The organism is Pantoea sp. SO10 (assembly GCF_005281435.1).
GTDB classification, from domain to species: Bacteria; Pseudomonadota; Gammaproteobacteria; order Enterobacterales; family Enterobacteriaceae; genus Pantoea; species Pantoea leporis.
Map to the genome: position 1 here is coordinate 523,937 of NZ_CP040095.1, position 14,339 is coordinate 538,275.

Annotated in this window: 17 protein-coding genes; 9 read left to right on the forward strand and 8 right to left on the reverse strand. The window is 55.3% G+C overall.

Features of this window, described 5'->3' with window-relative positions; all coding sequences use genetic code 11:
• The 5 genes from mlaD to murA all read left to right on the forward strand — a co-directional run bounded on the left by mlaD (nucleotide 1) and on the right by murA (nucleotide 3,174).
• Nucleotides 1-537, forward strand: coding sequence for an outer membrane lipid asymmetry maintenance protein MlaD (gene mlaD, locus FCN45_RS02335; protein ID WP_137385047.1), 537 nt, complete (start codon nucleotides 1-3; stop codon nucleotides 535-537).
• An 18-nt stretch (nucleotides 538-555) separates the two neighbouring features.
• Complete coding sequence (gene mlaC / locus FCN45_RS02340) at nucleotides 556-1,191, forward strand: phospholipid-binding protein MlaC (RefSeq protein ID WP_101762276.1); 636 nt, start codon at nucleotides 556-558, stop codon at nucleotides 1,189-1,191.
• Entirely contained in the window at nucleotides 1,191-1,496 is a 306-nt protein-coding gene (mlaB, locus tag FCN45_RS02345) for a lipid asymmetry maintenance protein MlaB (protein WP_008104353.1), read from the forward strand. The genes mlaC and mlaB overlap by 1 nt, the downstream gene beginning before the upstream one ends.
• A 114-nt stretch (nucleotides 1,497-1,610) precedes the next feature.
• Entirely contained in the window at nucleotides 1,611-1,868 is a 258-nt protein-coding gene (ibaG, locus tag FCN45_RS02350; protein WP_008104351.1) for a BolA family iron metabolism protein IbaG, read from the forward strand.
• A gap of 46 nt (nucleotides 1,869-1,914) precedes the next feature.
• Nucleotides 1,915-3,174 (forward strand): UDP-N-acetylglucosamine 1-carboxyvinyltransferase, encoded by a 1,260-nt coding sequence (murA, locus tag FCN45_RS02355; protein ID WP_110868080.1) that lies wholly within the window; start codon nucleotides 1,915-1,917, stop codon nucleotides 3,172-3,174.
• 68 nt (nucleotides 3,175-3,242) lie between these two features.
• Here the strand turns inward: murA and FCN45_RS02360 are convergent, their stop codons facing one another.
• Nucleotides 3,243-3,524 (reverse strand): helix-turn-helix domain-containing protein, encoded by a 282-nt coding sequence (locus FCN45_RS02360; protein ID WP_101762273.1) that lies wholly within the window; start codon nucleotides 3,522-3,524, stop codon nucleotides 3,243-3,245.
• 236 nt (nucleotides 3,525-3,760) lie between these two features.
• Nucleotides 3,761-4,732: an octaprenyl diphosphate synthase gene (gene ispB, locus FCN45_RS02365; protein WP_101762272.1), complete on the reverse strand. Its 972-nt coding sequence runs from the start codon at nucleotides 4,730-4,732 to the stop codon at nucleotides 3,761-3,763.
• A gap of 252 nt (nucleotides 4,733-4,984) precedes the next feature.
• Here ispB and rplU point away from each other — a divergent pair, with 252 nt between their 5' ends.
• The 3 genes from rplU (at nucleotide 4,985) to cgtA (ending at nucleotide 6,994) form a co-directional block, all read left to right on the forward strand.
• Nucleotides 4,985-5,296 (forward strand): 50S ribosomal protein L21, encoded by a 312-nt coding sequence (rplU, locus tag FCN45_RS02370; protein WP_007886644.1) that lies wholly within the window; start codon nucleotides 4,985-4,987, stop codon nucleotides 5,294-5,296.
• A 15-nt stretch (nucleotides 5,297-5,311) separates the two neighbouring features.
• A complete protein-coding gene (rpmA, locus tag FCN45_RS02375) occupies nucleotides 5,312-5,569 on the forward strand; it encodes a 50S ribosomal protein L27 (protein WP_007886647.1) in 258 nt (85 codons plus the stop codon).
• Nucleotides 5,570-5,818: 249 nt separating this feature from the next.
• The gene (gene cgtA, locus FCN45_RS02380; protein ID WP_008104343.1) at nucleotides 5,819-6,994 is read left to right on the forward strand and encodes an Obg family GTPase CgtA; all 1,176 of its coding nucleotides are present in this window, start codon (nucleotides 5,819-5,821) and stop codon (nucleotides 6,992-6,994) included.
• 41 nt (nucleotides 6,995-7,035) lie between these two features.
• Here cgtA and FCN45_RS02385 read toward each other — a convergent pair whose 3' ends face one another.
• Genes FCN45_RS02385 through FCN45_RS02405 form a run of 5 tightly spaced genes read right to left on the reverse strand, consistent with a single transcriptional unit; the run spans nucleotide 7,036 to nucleotide 11,892 of the window.
• Entirely contained in the window at nucleotides 7,036-7,452 is a 417-nt protein-coding gene (locus FCN45_RS02385) for a hotdog fold thioesterase (protein ID WP_137385048.1), read from the reverse strand.
• Between the two features lie 3 nt (nucleotides 7,453-7,455).
• The gene (gene dhbA / locus FCN45_RS02390; RefSeq protein ID WP_101762269.1) at nucleotides 7,456-8,214 is read right to left on the reverse strand and encodes a 2,3-dihydro-2,3-dihydroxybenzoate dehydrogenase; all 759 of its coding nucleotides are present in this window, start codon (nucleotides 8,212-8,214) and stop codon (nucleotides 7,456-7,458) included.
• Entirely contained in the window at nucleotides 8,211-9,065 is an 855-nt protein-coding gene (locus FCN45_RS02395; protein WP_137385049.1) for an isochorismatase, read from the reverse strand. Before FCN45_RS02395 ends, dhbA begins: the two co-directional genes overlap by 4 nt.
• 18 nt (nucleotides 9,066-9,083) lie before the next feature.
• A complete protein-coding gene (locus tag FCN45_RS02400) occupies nucleotides 9,084-10,700 on the reverse strand; it encodes a (2,3-dihydroxybenzoyl)adenylate synthase (RefSeq protein ID WP_137385050.1) in 1,617 nt (538 codons plus the stop codon).
• A 10-nt stretch (nucleotides 10,701-10,710) separates the two neighbouring features.
• On the reverse strand, nucleotides 10,711-11,892 hold the full coding sequence (locus FCN45_RS02405) for an isochorismate synthase (RefSeq protein ID WP_137385051.1): 1,182 nt from the start codon (nucleotides 11,890-11,892) through the stop codon (nucleotides 10,711-10,713).
• A 176-nt stretch (nucleotides 11,893-12,068) separates the two neighbouring features.
• Here FCN45_RS02405 and fepB point away from each other — a divergent pair, with 176 nt between their 5' ends.
• Complete coding sequence (fepB, locus tag FCN45_RS02410; RefSeq protein WP_137385052.1) at nucleotides 12,069-13,034, forward strand: Fe2+-enterobactin ABC transporter substrate-binding protein; 966 nt, start codon at nucleotides 12,069-12,071, stop codon at nucleotides 13,032-13,034.
• On the opposite strand, the gene entS is transcribed toward fepB, so the two are convergent.
• Entirely contained in the window at nucleotides 13,029-14,279 is a 1,251-nt protein-coding gene (entS, locus tag FCN45_RS02415) for an enterobactin transporter EntS (RefSeq protein ID WP_137385053.1), read from the reverse strand. The genes fepB and entS overlap by 6 nt on opposite strands.
• Between the last annotated feature and the right edge of the window lie 60 nt (nucleotides 14,280-14,339).

Sequence of the window (14,339 nt, forward strand, 5' to 3'; positions counted from 1 at the left end):
ATGCAAAGCAAGAAAAACGAAATCTGGGTTGGCGTCTTCATGCTGGCTGCGCTGCTGGCGCTGTTATTCCTCGGCCTGCGCGTTGCCGATCTCAAAACTATCGGCACCGAACCAACGTGGAAGATGTATGCCACCTTCGATAATATCGGCGGACTGAAAGTCAGTTCTCCGGTGAAAATTGGCGGCGTGTTGATTGGCCGGGTGTCAGATATTGCGCTGGATGAGAAAACCCTCTCACCGCGTGTGACCATGGATATTAGCGATAAATACGCTGATAAAATTCCCGACACCAGCTCATTAGCCATCCGCACTCAAGGCCTGCTCGGTGAGCAGTTCCTGGCGCTGAATTTAGGTTTTGACGATCCCGAGCTTGGCTCTTCTATGCTGAAAGATGGCGGCACGCTGCGTGACACCAAGTCGGCGCTGGTGCTGGAAGACCTGATCGGTCAATTCCTCTATAAAAGCGGCGATAACAAATCTGACGATAAATCACAGGGTGCGCAGAGTGCACCGGCAGCACCTGCAACAACGGAATAACCTACGAGGTAAAACATGATGTTTAAACGTTTACTGATGATTGCCCTGTTGGCAATCGCACCGCTGGCAGCCAACGCCGCAGCGGATCAAACTAATCCTTACAAGCTGATGAACGAAGCGGCGGAAAAGACCTTCACCCGCCTGAAAAACGAACAGCCGAAGATTAAGCAGGATCCGAACTATCTGCGCGAAGTGGTACGTCAGGAACTGATGCCGTACGTACAGATAAAATATGCCGGTGCGTTGGTTCTTGGTCGCTATTATCGCGATGCGACACCGGCGCAACGTGATGCCTACTTTGCCGCGTTCGGTGATTATCTGGCACAGGCTTACGGCCAGGCGCTGGCGCTGTACAACGGTCAAACCTACCAGATTCAGCCGGAGCAGCCGATTGGCGATGCCAATATCGTGGCGATTCGCGTCACCATCATCGATCCTAATGGGCGCCCGCCTGTGCGTCTCGATTTCCAGTGGCGTAAGAATAGCCAAACCGGCAACTGGCAGGCGTATGATATGGTGGCCGAAGGCATCAGCATGATCACCACGAAACAGAATGAGTGGGGCGATCTGCTGCGTACCAAAGGCATTGATGGCTTGACGGCTCAGCTGAAAACCTATGCCGCACAGCCGATCACCCTGGATAAAAAGCAATAATGAGTGAACCGTTACGCTGGCAGCGCACTGCCAGCACGCTGGCCTTAAGCGGCAAATTAGATCGTGATACTTTGCTGACCTTGTGGCAGGAACGTGACACTGCGGTGGCGGATATCACCACCATTGATGTCGCCGGGCTGGAAAGGGTGGATTCAGCGGGTTTAGCGCTATTGGTGCATCTGCGTGAGATTGCGCGTGCTCAAGGCAGCGCACCGCTTTTCTCTGGGATCTCCGATAAACTCCAGTCACTGATCACGCTGTATAACCTGCAGCAGATTATTGTTTCTGCGGAAAAAATCGCCTGATCAAATGATGTCGATGCTAAGCCCCTGATATTTTCAGGGGCTTTTGCGTATTTAAGAGTCAGACGCTTTCCTCTAAGATGTCTGCCTTATTATTATTAAGCGAAGTAACGAGCGATGGAAAATAGTGAAGTTCAGGCCGTGCTGATGCAGGCGCTGGCATTAGAAGAAGTACACGTACTCAGCAACGATGGCAGCCATTTTCAGGTCATCGCGGTGGGCGAAATGTTCGGCGAACTGAGCCGCGTGAAGAAGCAGCAGGCTGTGTACGCGCCGCTGATGGAATATATTGCGGATAACCGTATTCATGCGGTTTCCATCAAAACTTATACCCCAGCCGAGTGGGCGCGCGACCGTAAACTCAACGGTTTCTAAGTGCCTCACCGGTTGTTTTATTGATAGATAATTGAGAGCGGTGTTAATGGACAAATTTCGTGTGCAAGGCCCCACCCGTTTAAGTGGTGAAGTGACCATTTCCGGGGCGAAGAATGCTGCGTTGCCGATTCTGTTTGCTGCGCTGCTGGCTGAGGAGCCGGTAGAGATTCAGAACGTACCGAAGCTGCGTGATATCGATACCACCATGAAGCTGCTGAATCTGCTGGGTGCGCGCGTTGAGCGCAATGGTTCGGTCCACGTTGATGCTCGCGAAGTTAATGTTTTCAGTGCGCCATACGATTTAGTGAAAACCATGCGTGCTTCGATTTGGGCGCTGGGTCCGCTGGTGGCGCGTTTTGGTCAGGGCCAGGTTTCACTGCCGGGCGGCTGCGCTATCGGTGCACGCCCGGTCGATCTGCACATTACTGGCCTGGAACAGCTGGGTGCGGAAATTAAGCTGGAAGAGGGCTACGTTAAAGCTTCTGTCAATGGCCGTCTGAAGGGCGCGCATATCGTGATGGATAAAGTGTCTGTCGGCGCTACCGTTACCATCATGAGCGCGGCCACGCTGGCCACCGGCATCACCATCATTGAGAACGCCGCGCGTGAGCCGGAGATTGTCGATACGGCAAACTTCCTCAACACGCTGGGTGCGAAAATCACCGGCGCGGGCACAGACAAAATTACCATTGAAGGTGTTGAGCGTCTGGGCGGCGGCGTTTATCGCGTGCTGCCAGATCGTATCGAAACCGGTACTTTCCTGGTCGCAGCAGCCATTTCACGGGGCAAAGTTGTTTGCCACAACACGAAGCCAGATACGCTGGATGCCGTGCTGTCTAAATTGCGTGAGGCTGGTGCAGAGATCGAAGTGGGCGAAGATTGGATCAGCCTGGATATGCACGGTAAGCGTCCAAAAGCGGTGAATATCCGTACCGCGCCGCATCCTGGCTTCCCTACTGACATGCAGGCGCAGTTCACACTGTTGAACCTGGTGGCAGAAGGAACCGGTGTGATTACCGAAACCATCTTCGAAAACCGCTTTATGCATATCCCTGAGCTGATTCGTATGGGCGCGCACGCGGAAATTGAGAGCAATACAGCGATTTGTCATGGCGTAGAAACCTTGTCGGGCGCGCAGGTGATGGCCACCGATCTGCGTGCATCAGCGAGTCTGGTGCTGGCGGGTTGTATCGCGGAAGGCACCACGATAGTGGATCGTATCTATCACATCGACCGTGGCTACGAGCACATCGAAGATAAGTTGAAAGCGATGGGTGCAAATATCGAGCGCGTAAGCGGCGAATAATTTCTGCTTCGTAGATCAAAAAAACCAGTCACGGCAACGCGGCTGGTTTTTTTTCATTGGTATTACAGTCAGATCTTTTTACGATCCTTCGGCGATCGTATGCACTTCTTGCGATCCAATAACTGGCCGGTAACAGGATCGTAATATCGGCTTGGCCAGATGTCTGCCGGATGAACCTTGATCGCATTGGCGATTAGCCACTCACCTTTGGGCCAGGGACGCGACAGCGCATTGGCCAGCGTTGAGGAGCTGAGCCCTGATTCGCGTGACAGCGCTGCCAGTGATGTGCCTTTCTTACGTAATGCAGCAATGATATCTGCCGGGTGCCAATCCGCTTTCCTTGTGTACATAACTCTCTTCTCCATGTCCGTGTTATTACTTCATCTCCGCTGTAAAAAGGCGCTCCCGTGGCAGAGATATCTGGAAAAAACCCGCGTTTTTATAGCAAATGTTTCCCGTAATTTTCCAGTAAATGTTTGGCTGGCGCACGAAACTGCGTCGCTTTTCGCAAAAGCGATGCAAGAGATGTAAGTAAAAAGGGAGAAGAGTGAGGAAGGAAACGGGGCCAGAGAAGGCCCCGTTGTAATCAGAAATCGCGCTGTACTGACATGTGCGCCAGCGCTTCGAGGGCGCTGCGCCACGGGCTTTCGGGTAATACCTGCAGGGCTGCGATGGCTTTATCTGCCTCTTCTTCAGCGCGTTTGCGCGTCCACTCCAGCGAGCCAGTCTGTTGCATCGCTGCCAGCACCGGTTCCAGCAGATGACGACCGTTACCTTCTTCAATGGCTTTACGGATCATCTGCGCCTGCTCAAGCGTCCCGTTGTGCATCGCGTGCAGCAATGGCAGCGTCGGTTTACCTTCGCTCAGGTCATCACCGGTATTTTTGCCCAGCGTTTCACCATCTGCGCTGTAATCCAGCAAATCATCAATTAACTGGAAAGCGGTGCCAAGGTAGCGACCATAATCCTGTAACGCCTTTTCCTGCGCGGGCGTCGCCTCAGCTAAAATCGCCGACGCTTGCGAAGCAGCTTCGAACAGGCGAGCGGTTTTGCTGTAGATCACCCGCATGTAGCTCTCTTCAGTGATATCGGGATCGTTGCAGTTCATTAACTGCAGCACTTCTCCTTCGGCGATCACGTTGACCGCTTCCGACATCAGCGCAAGGATCTTTAAGGATCCCATGCTGGTCATCATCTGGAATGAGCGCGTATAGATAAAATCGCCCACCAGCACGCTTGCCGCATTACCGAACGCGGCGTTAGCGGTGGCTTTGCCACGGCGCATATCGGATTCATCCACCACATCATCGTGCAGCAGCGTCGCCGTATGGATAAATTCGATCAGCGCCGCATTAGTGATGTGCAACGATCCCTGATAATTCAGCGCGCGTGCCGACAGCACAGCGATCATCGGACGGATGCGTTTGCCCCCGCCGCTGATGATGTAATAGCCCAACTGGTTAATCAGTGAGACTTCTGAATTCAGCTGCTCGAGGATGGTCTGGTTGACGGCCGCCATGTCCTGCGCGGTTAATTCATTAATCTGTTCTAAGTTCATTCGTCTTTTCAGCTTTACTCGTTTTTTGCATGGTAAGCGCTTTACACAGCGTGAGTTCAGGTAATCTGTTACTGATTGTACTTGAAAAATCGGGTTGCGAAACGTTTGCATTCGCCTTGCGCTTTTTTTCTGCAAGAGAGTGCAAAGTGCTCTTGTCTTCTGCTGGAGTATTGCGTAGAATTCGCGCCCTATTGTGAATATTTATCGCGCCGCCTGATGAATAGAAAGGCACGCGCAGAAGCGGAGTTTTATATGTACGCGGTTTTCCAAAGTGGTGGTAAACAACACCGAGTAAGCGAAGGTCAGACCGTTCGCCTGGAAAAGCTGGACATCGCAACCGGTGAAACCATTGAGTTTGACCAGGTTCTGATGATCGCAAATGGCGAAGACGTGAAAATCGGCGCGCCACTGGTTTCAGGCGGTGTGATCAAGGCAGAAGTTGTTGCTCACGGTCGTGGCGAGAAAATTAAAATCGTTAAGTTTCGTCGTCGTAAACACTACCGTAAGCAAGCTGGTCACCGTCAGTGGTTCACAGATGTGAAAATCACTGTGATCGGCGCGTAAGAGGAGATCTGACAAATGGCACATAAGAAGGCTGGTGGCTCGACCCGTAACGGTCGCGACTCCAACGCAAAACGTCTGGGTGTAAAACGTTTCGGTGGCGAATCTGTTCTGGCAGGTAGCATCATCGTTCGTCAGCGTGGCACCAAATTCCACGCAGGTAGCAACGTAGGTTGTGGTCGTGACCACACCCTGTTTGCCACCGCAGACGGCAAAGTAAAATTCGAGATTAAAGGCCCGAACAACCGTAAATATATCAGCATCGTTGCTGAGTAAGGTTGTCGTGCTGCAGACGTCTAACGTCTGAATACACGAATGAAAGGCCCCGCAGCTTTGCGGGGCTTTTTACATTCTGCTACTGAGCTTGCTGGATAACAGTTACGCTTTAGCACAGTTGTTGTACAATTTATGTACTCCTGGCTTTGCCAGTCTTGTATTATCCGCCGTCGGTCAGCGCAGAAGACCCTGGCGGACCCGTTTGCGGCCTGCAAGCTGCCGTGAACGACAGCGTGACGGAGAAATAAAATGAAGTTTGTAGATGAAGCGACGATCCTTGCGGTCGCGGGTGATGGCGGCAATGGTTGCGTAAGCTTCCGCCGTGAAAAATATATTCCAAGAGGCGGCCCGGATGGCGGCGATGGCGGCGACGGCGGCGACGTGTATTTGTTGGCGGATGAAAACCTCAACACCCTGATCGATTATCGCTTTGAAAAGTCTTTCCGTGCCGAACGTGGCCAGAATGGCCAAAGCCGTGATTGCACCGGTAAACGTGGTAAAGACATTATCGTTAAAGTGCCCGTTGGTACCCGCGTAATTGACCAGGGTACCGGCGAAACGCTGGGCGACATGACGCGTCATGAGCAGAAGCTGATGGTGGCGAAAGGCGGCTGGCATGGCCTTGGTAACACGCGCTTTAAATCCTCAGTTAACCGTTCCCCGCGTCAAAAAACCATGGGAACACCGGGCGAGAAGCGTGATCTGCAACTGGAACTGATGCTGCTGGCTGACGTTGGTATGTTGGGTCTGCCGAATGCCGGTAAATCGACCTTTATTCGCTCGGTATCTGCAGCGAAACCCAAGGTCGCGGATTATCCGTTCACTACGCTGGTGCCAAGCCTTGGCGTGGTGCGTATGGACAACGAAAAGAGCTTTGTTGTCGCCGACATTCCTGGCCTGATTGAAGGTGCAGCGGATGGCGCAGGTCTGGGTATTCGCTTCCTGAAGCACCTTGAGCGCTGCCGCGTGCTGTTGCACCTGATCGATCTTGCCCCTATCGATGAATCTGATCCGGTAGAAAATGCCCGCATCATTCTTGGCGAACTGGAGAAATACAGCGATAAGCTGTTCCAGAAGCCGCGCTGGTTAGTGTTCAACAAATGTGACCTGCTGAGCCGCGAAGAAGCGGAAAGCCGTGCCAAAGCGGTAGTGGAAGCATTAGGCTGGGAAGAAAAATATTACCTAATCTCTGCGGCTAGCCATGATGGCGTGAAAGATCTTTGCTGGGATGTGATGAGCTTTATCATCGAAAATCCAAAAGAAGCCGAAGAAGAAGCTAAAGAGCCAGAGAAAGTGGCCTTCATGTGGGATGATTATCACCGTGAAGCCATGGAAACGGCGCAGGAAGTGGAAGAAGACGACGATTGGGATGACGACTGGGACGAAGAGGACGACGAAGGCGTCGAAATCATTTACCAGCGTTAATCGCACAAAAAAAGCGGCCCGAAGGCCGCTTTTTTTATGTCTTAACCCAGCACCGCCACCGTCAATCTCGAGGTGCAGCACAGCTGATTGCGGGCGTTACGAATCTCAATCTGCCAGCTTTGATTACGCGCACCAAGGTGCAGCGGGCGGCAAATGCCGCGCACTTCACCGCTGCTTACTGCACGATGGTGGCTGGCGCTCACCTCAATCCCCACCACGCTTTTACCTTCTTCGATGCTGAGATAACCGGCAATCGATCCCATCGACTCCGCCAGCACCACAGAAGCGCCGCCGTGCAGCAGGCCAAACGGCTGCTGCGTGCGGGCATCCACCGGCATGGTGGCTTCGAGATAATCTTCACCGATGGTGGTAAACACAATGCCAACGTGTGCCACCAGCGAGTTTTCACCCATCTTATTCAACGTTTCAACATCGACCGAACGTTTCCAGATTGCCATAACTTAGGATCCCAGCGTTGCGCCACCGTCGACCACAATATCCTGCAGCACCACGTGGCTGGCAAGATCCGACGCGAGGAACATCACGTTAGCGACGATCTCCTGCGGTTTAGCGATCTTACGCAGCGGGATCCCCAGCTTGTACTGATCCGGGAAACCATTGATCATCTCCTGCTCGGCTTCTGGCGTATGCCACAGGCTGCGTTGCATATCGGTATCGGTGGAACCCGGAGAAACGATATTGCAGCGCACGCCGTAAGGTGCCATCTCTAAACCCACGGTCAGACACAAGCTGCGCAACGCCGCTTTGGAAGCGCCATAAGCGGACATACCAAGGCGCGGCGCATGTGCTGCATTAGAGGCGATAGTCACAATCGCACCCGCACGCTGCTGGCGAAACACCGGCAAGGTTTGCTGGAACAGGTTGAACGCGCCGCCGGCATTCACCGCCAGACACGCCTGCCAATCGTCGAACGACAGTTCATCGGTGCTGCCAATACGCAGGATGCCGGCACCGTTCACCAGCACATCGAGACGCGGCTGATCTGCCAGCAAACGCTGACAAACCGCTTTCACCTCGGCGGCGTTCGCCACATCCAGCACCTGCGTGGTGAAAGGATAGTCGGCCTGTTCGAAACGCAGATCGAAGCCGATAACCTGCGCGCCCGCCTGATGGAAGCTCAGCGCGGTGTGGTAACCAATCCCTTTGCCTGCGCCGGTTACCCAGACGATTTTTCCACTGAAATCGAAAGTTGCACTCATTTAGCTGGCACCCTTGATAACAGCGCCCACCAGCCATCGATGGTCGGATTTTTTGCCAGACTGACGAAATCGATGTCGCTGTGCACCTGACGCCAGCGCGCCGCCAGCGCCATCACGCGTACTGAATCCAGACCGTAATCGATCAGGTTCTCGTCATCTGCAGGCACATCGTCATCTTCCAGCAGCGGCAGAATCAGCGCACGCAGATCGTCTTTGCTCAACGGCAGCGGCATCAGGTCGGCGGTCATCACTACTTTACCGCTGCGACCTGCGGTGTAAGTCAGCGCCATCATGTGCTCTTCGCGCGTGAAGTCGGCCAGCGCATCCGCCACCATAAACGGCTGGATATTACGCATAAAGGCGTCAGTCGCGGTGGTCAGGCAACCGATATGCGCGTACACGCCGGTGATGATCAACTGATCGCGGCCCATCTCCTGCAGGATCGATTCCAGCGGTGAGCGCACGAAGGCGCTGTATCGCCATTTGGTCAGTACCTGATCGTCCTGATCCGGCGCCAGCGCATCCACGATCTTCTGCTGATCCGGATGTTTGTTCAGGCCCGGTCCCCACATGTCGTTGAGGAGTGCGCGATCGGCATCGCTCTGTTCGTTCGGCTGAGCGGTATATAACACCGGTATGCCCTGCGCTTTGCAGTAAGCACGCAGACGAGCGATGTTTTCCACCACCTGATTAACCAGCGGGCTGTTTTCGCCCCAGAAATTAAGAAAGTAAGCCTGCATATCGTGAATCAGCAGCGCGGCACGCTGAGGCTCAAGCGTCCACTTTACTTTATTGGTTGGCAGTTCAGTTGCTGCGGGTAGCGCGTAAGCGTTCAGTTTTGGAATAGCCATTACAATCTCCGGAACAGGTCAGGCTTGCGCTTGTTGGTCGGCAAGCTGTTGGCGTAAACGTTTTTTATCCACCTTGCCGACAGGCGTCAGCGGCAGGGCATCGACGCAGGTAATACGGTCAGGTAATTTGAACTCGGCCACGCCCAGTTCTCGCAGGTGACGACGCAACGCCACCGCTTTGATCGGTTGGCTGGCAACGATAAAGGCGCAGCTCTTTTCACCCATCAATTCGTCGTTCATCGACACCAGCGCGGCGTGGATCACATCCGGATGGCGTTGCAGCAGATTTTCGATCTCTTCCGCGGCGATCTTCTCGCCACCGCGATTGATCTGATCCTTTTCGCGCCCTTGCACGGTGATGTAGCCCTGCGCGTCGATCTCAATCAGATCGCCCGAACAGTAATACCCGTTGGCGTCGAAGCTGGCGGCGTTATGTTCCGGGCTCTTGTAATAGCCACGGAAGGTGTAGGGGCCGCGCGTCATCAGGCGACCGATGGTGCCGGTGGGCAGCGCGTTGCCGTGCTCGTCAGCGACCCACACTTCGTCATCTTCAGAGATCGGACGGCCTTGCGTGGTGAGAATGATGTTCTCATCGTCGCCAAAGCGCGTGTAGTTCACCAGACCTTCGGCCATGCCGAAAACCTGCTGCAGCTGACAGCCAATTTCACGCTGAATGCGTGCCGCGAGGGTTTCGCCCAGCTTGGCGCCGCCCACCTGAATGCGCTGCAGCGAAGCCAGCTGTTTATTGCTGCCCCATTCCTGAATCGCCTGTAGCCACAAACTCACCGCCGGCGGCACCAAACCGGTATCGGTGACCTGATGCTTCTCAATCAGCGGGAAGCAGAGCGTGGCGCTGGGATCGGCAGCCAGAATTACCTGACCACCGGCATAAAATACACCGAGCGAACCCGGGGAGCTCATGGCAAAGTTATGCGGCGCGGGCAGGGCGATGAGATAACGCGTATCGGCGGTCACCTGACAAATCTCATCACTGGCGCGAATGCTGTAGTAATAGTCGTTGTGGGTGCGCGGAATCAGCTTCGGCGTGCCGGTGCTGCCGCCGGAGAGCTGGAAAAACGCCACTTCATCAGCGGCGGTTGGTGTGGCGACGTAATCACCCGCGGCTTCCGCCATCAGCGCTTCCAGCGTATTTTCCGGCTGGTTGTCATTACGCAGAATCACCTGCTGCAGCGAAGGCTGCGCGGCGCACAGCGCGTTGATAAAGCTATCATCAGCAAACAGCGCGTGAGTGCGATCGGCAATCAGCAGTTTAGGTTCGATCTGCGCTGCATAGGCGCTTAGTTCGGTGCGCTGATGGCTGAACAGCGCAAATACTGACGCTACGCCGAGCTTAAACAGCGCAAATACCGTGACATAAAAATCGGCCACGTTGCCAAGCTGCACCAGCGCAGTATCGCCATTTTGCAGGCCACGACGCTGCAGCGCGGCGGCCAGGTTGCTGCTCAGCACGTCCATTTCGCGATAGCTGATCTGGCGATCGCCATCAATCACCGCGATGGCATCATTATGCTGATGACGCGCCAGAATGTCGGTCATCGGCACATCCAGCCAGTAACCTTTTTCGCGATAGCGCGCAGCCAGGTCGTCCGGCCAGCGAGTATAGGGAATGCTCATGTTCTTTCCTTTATTGCAGTCCAAAGGCGCGCAACATGGTGTCCAGCTTCACGCCGGTTTCACGCCATTCTGATTCGGGTTGGGAGTCGGCCACGATGCCCGCACCGGCAAACAGGCGCACCCGCGTGCCATGCACGGTGCCGCAGCGGATGGTGACCACCCATTCGCCATTGCCCTGGCTATCGCACCAGCCGACGATGCCGCCAAACAGTTGGCGATCAAAAGGTTCCAACTGCTGAATAAGCTGCTGCGCGCGCTGATGGGGGAAACCGCTCAACGCAGGCGTCGGGTGCAGCAGGCAGGCCAGCGACAGCGCATTTTCGCGCTCATCCTGCACTTCGCCGTCGATTTGCGTGGCGAGATGCCACAGCGTGGCGGTGGTAATCAGCGACGGAATGGTCGGCACCGACAGCAAACGGCTGCGCGGCTGCAAGGTGTCGCGCATCGCGTCGGTCACCAGTTTGTGCTCATGACGATCTTTGCCGGAATCCATCAGCGTATCGCCAGCGGCACGATCCTGCTGGGCATCGTCGTGATTGCGCCGCGCTGAGCCCGCCAGCGGACAAGAGCTAAAATCGCGCCCCTGTTTGCGCAGCATCAGCTCCGGACTGGCACCAATCAACGCACCGCCTTGCGGCAGCGGCAGATGGAAATGGTAGCTATTGGGGTTCTGTGCAATCACGCGCTGCATCAGCGCTGCGGTATCAACCGGCTGTTCGGTAACGATATCCATCAGACGCGACAGCACCACTTTATCCAGATCGCCGCGCTGCGTGGCCGCCACCGCATCTGCCACCATCGTGGTAAACACATCGTGATCCGGCACTGCGGTGCGACGTCGCACCTGCGGCAGATCGCTGACGTTTTCCGGCAACGCGTTTTGCAGGTCAGCGCGATTAAACGTTTGATAAGATTCAGGAATAAACAGCGCGGCGGGCTGGCTGACGTCAAACGGGATCGCCCCGACCAGAATCGGATTGTCGATGCCCTGTTTTTTCGCCGCGGCAAAATGCTGGCGCAACTGTTGTTGGAAATCACCGTCCAGCGACGCGGCGTCATCTACCGGCGCGGTAACGGTGGTATAGCATCCTTGCGTTGCCAAACTACGCCACGGCGAGGTAAAGAGGAAACCACGGCTTAGCGCGGAATAATCCTTCAGCCAGGCATTTTCAAACGTGGAAGATTCCACCATAATTTTCACCTATAAATGATAAGATTATTAAGAATGATTATCATTTTTATTATGGGCCTGTAACCTACGTCGATTGGGCAAAAGTGTCAATCCATTCGCGGGATTTCAGCTGCGTTTAGCCGTAATCAGGCGCTGACGCTCAGCAGGGCAATATGCTAAAAAGTGGACCAAAACTTATGAATAAATGCGGTTTTTGGGGCATTGCAGCCCTTATAGGTGTTTTCCAGATTTTCACCAGCGTCGCTCATGCCGAACAGGGTTGGCCGCGCACCGTTCAGGGTGCCAACGGATCGATTACGCTCAATCACGCGCCGCAGCGCATTGTCTCGACCAGCGTCACGCTGACCGGATCGCTGCTGGCCATTGATGCGCCGGTGATTGCTTCCGGCGCGACTGCGCCGAACAGTCGCCTGGCCGACGATCAGGGTTTCTTTCGCCAGTGGAGCGACGTTGCCAAAAAGCAGCATCTTCAACGTCTGTACATCGGTGAGCCGAATGCCGAAGCGGTTGCCGCGCAAGCGCCGGATCTGATTATCGTCAGCGCCACCGGCAACGATTCTGCCATCAAGCTCGCCGAACAGTTTTCGGCTATTGCACCGACGCTGGTGGTCAATTACGACGACAAAAGCTGGCAGGATGTCGTCACGCAGTTAGGCCAGGCGACCGGGCATGAAGCGCAGGCGGCGCAACGTATTAAAGCTTTTGACGATCGTGAAGCGGCGCTGAAAAAAGCCATCACGCTGCCACCGCAGCCGGTCTCAGCCATGGTATGGAACGGCGGCGGACGCGCAGTCAATGTGTGGACCGCGGCTTCGGCGCAGGGCAAGCTGCTGGAACAACTTGGCTTCACCCTGGTAACGCCACCGGCGACGGTTGAGCAGGGACACAGCATGGGACAGCGCAAAGACATCATTCAGCTGTCGGGCGAAAACGTTGCCAGCGGCCTGACCGGCAAAACCTTCCTGCTGTTCGCCGCTGACGATAAAACCACGCAATCGGTGCTGAACAATCCGTTCCTTGCGCAAAACGCGGCGGTGCAGGGCAAGCAGGTTTACGAGCTGGGCGTCGATTCCTTCCGTCTTGATTACTACAGCGCCAGCAATCTGCTGGCGCGCCTGGAGAAGCTGTTCGTTAAATCATGATGCCTGTTCCGTCAGCTCCGGTGCTGGCGGATGGTAACGACGTAAACGGCCCATCACCCACCACATCACGATGCCGAGCAGCGCCGCGGTAAAGCCAAATACCGCGGCGGCCTGCGGTGGCAGCAACCATGAACCCATCGCACCAATCACCGCCGCACCAATCGCATCGCCGGTCACGTTCTGCGCGGTCCACAAGCCGTTGATGCGGCCTAACAGATGATCTGGCGTTAATGCCTGAATCATCGCGTACTGCACCAGGCTGTTGATGGCGCTGAAGTAACCGAAAGCGACTAAACAGGCTAACGCCAGCGGCAGGTTCGGCATCAGGCTAAACAAACCCAGCGCGACAAATGCTACAATCGCACTGCCGAGCACCAGCTGTCCGGGACGCGCGGCGTGTTTCAGTTTACCGCTGGTGAACGCGCCGATAGCTGCGCCGAGCGGCACGGCGGCATACATCAGGCCAAGCTGGTCAGCGCTAACAGACCAATGCGGCGCGAGTGACGGATAGAGCACGCGCACCGCGCTGGCCAGCGTGACTAATGCGCCAATCAGCGCCACCATGCCGACAATAGGACTGGCGAAAAGAAACTGCACGCCAGCTGCGAGGGATTTCAGCGGATGTTCACGCGGTTGTGGCGGCGGCGGCAAAGTGGGCAATTTCAGCAGCGTTAACACGGTAAGTAAGGTGCCAAAGGCAGCGAGTGCGTAGTTCCACGTCACGTCGCCGTGAGCAATCACCAGACCGGCAATCGCGGGCGATAAAATGGAGCCGAAGCGCACCGTCAACATGGTGATAGCGCCCGCCTGCATAATGTTTTCCCTGCCGACCAGCGCGGGCGTCGCCGCCAGCAGCGCGGTGACGCCAATCGCGCCGAAAAAACCATCCCAGAAACCCAGCAGATAAACCGCGATCAGAGAGGGTTCTGGCAGCGCGGCGTTAATGGCCAGCGCGATAAAACCTAAGCCGCAGGTGGATCGGGCAAACAAAATCAGCTTTTTGCGTTCATAGCGATCCGCCAAAACGCCGCCGGTGAGCAGGCCGATAAACATGCCGGCAGCGGCCAGCGTCACCGCCAAGCCCACCAGCAGCGGTGAATGGGTCATGTGCTGAATCTGCACCGGCACCGCCACAGCGAGCATGCCGAGCGCGACAATCGAGATAAAACGCGCGATAAACACCGCGCGAAAAGCCGGGTGAGTTTTCAGCAGCGAGAGATCGATAAAGTGGGAAGATTTGTTCATGTGTTCGCCTTATTGCACCAATTTTCCTCATCGTCCGCGAGGCGAGTCATGGTAACATAG

Coding starts and splice junctions, on each gene's coding strand:
- mlaC (WP_101762276.1), top strand. CDS start 556: ATGTTTAAACGTTTACTGATGATTGCCCTGTTGGCAATCGCACCGCTG.
- mlaD (WP_137385047.1), top strand. CDS start 1: ATGCAAAGCAAGAAAAACGAAATCTGGGTTGGCGTCTTCATGCTGGCT.
- ibaG (WP_008104351.1), top strand. CDS start 1,611: ATGGAAAATAGTGAAGTTCAGGCCGTGCTGATGCAGGCGCTGGCATTA.
- FCN45_RS02360 (WP_101762273.1), bottom strand. CDS start 3,524: ATGTACACAAGGAAAGCGGATTGGCACCCGGCAGATATCATTGCTGCA.
- FCN45_RS02400 (WP_137385050.1), bottom strand. CDS start 10,700: ATGAGCATTCCCTATACTCGCTGGCCGGACGACCTGGCTGCGCGCTAT.
- rpmA (WP_007886647.1), top strand. CDS start 5,312: ATGGCACATAAGAAGGCTGGTGGCTCGACCCGTAACGGTCGCGACTCC.
- FCN45_RS02385 (WP_137385048.1), bottom strand. CDS start 7,452: ATGGCAATCTGGAAACGTTCGGTCGATGTTGAAACGTTGAATAAGATG.
- fepB (WP_137385052.1), top strand. CDS start 12,069: ATGAATAAATGCGGTTTTTGGGGCATTGCAGCCCTTATAGGTGTTTTC.
- FCN45_RS02395 (WP_137385049.1), bottom strand. CDS start 9,065: ATGGCTATTCCAAAACTGAACGCTTACGCGCTACCCGCAGCAACTGAA.
- rplU (WP_007886644.1), top strand. CDS start 4,985: ATGTACGCGGTTTTCCAAAGTGGTGGTAAACAACACCGAGTAAGCGAA.
- murA (WP_110868080.1), top strand. CDS start 1,915: ATGGACAAATTTCGTGTGCAAGGCCCCACCCGTTTAAGTGGTGAAGTG.
- cgtA (WP_008104343.1), top strand. CDS start 5,819: ATGAAGTTTGTAGATGAAGCGACGATCCTTGCGGTCGCGGGTGATGGC.
- dhbA (WP_101762269.1), bottom strand. CDS start 8,214: ATGAGTGCAACTTTCGATTTCAGTGGAAAAATCGTCTGGGTAACCGGC.
- entS (WP_137385053.1), bottom strand. CDS start 14,279: ATGAACAAATCTTCCCACTTTATCGATCTCTCGCTGCTGAAAACTCAC.
- FCN45_RS02405 (WP_137385051.1), bottom strand. CDS start 11,892: ATGGTGGAATCTTCCACGTTTGAAAATGCCTGGCTGAAGGATTATTCC.
- ispB (WP_101762272.1), bottom strand. CDS start 4,732: ATGAACTTAGAACAGATTAATGAATTAACCGCGCAGGACATGGCGGCC.
- mlaB (WP_008104353.1), top strand. CDS start 1,191: ATGAGTGAACCGTTACGCTGGCAGCGCACTGCCAGCACGCTGGCCTTA.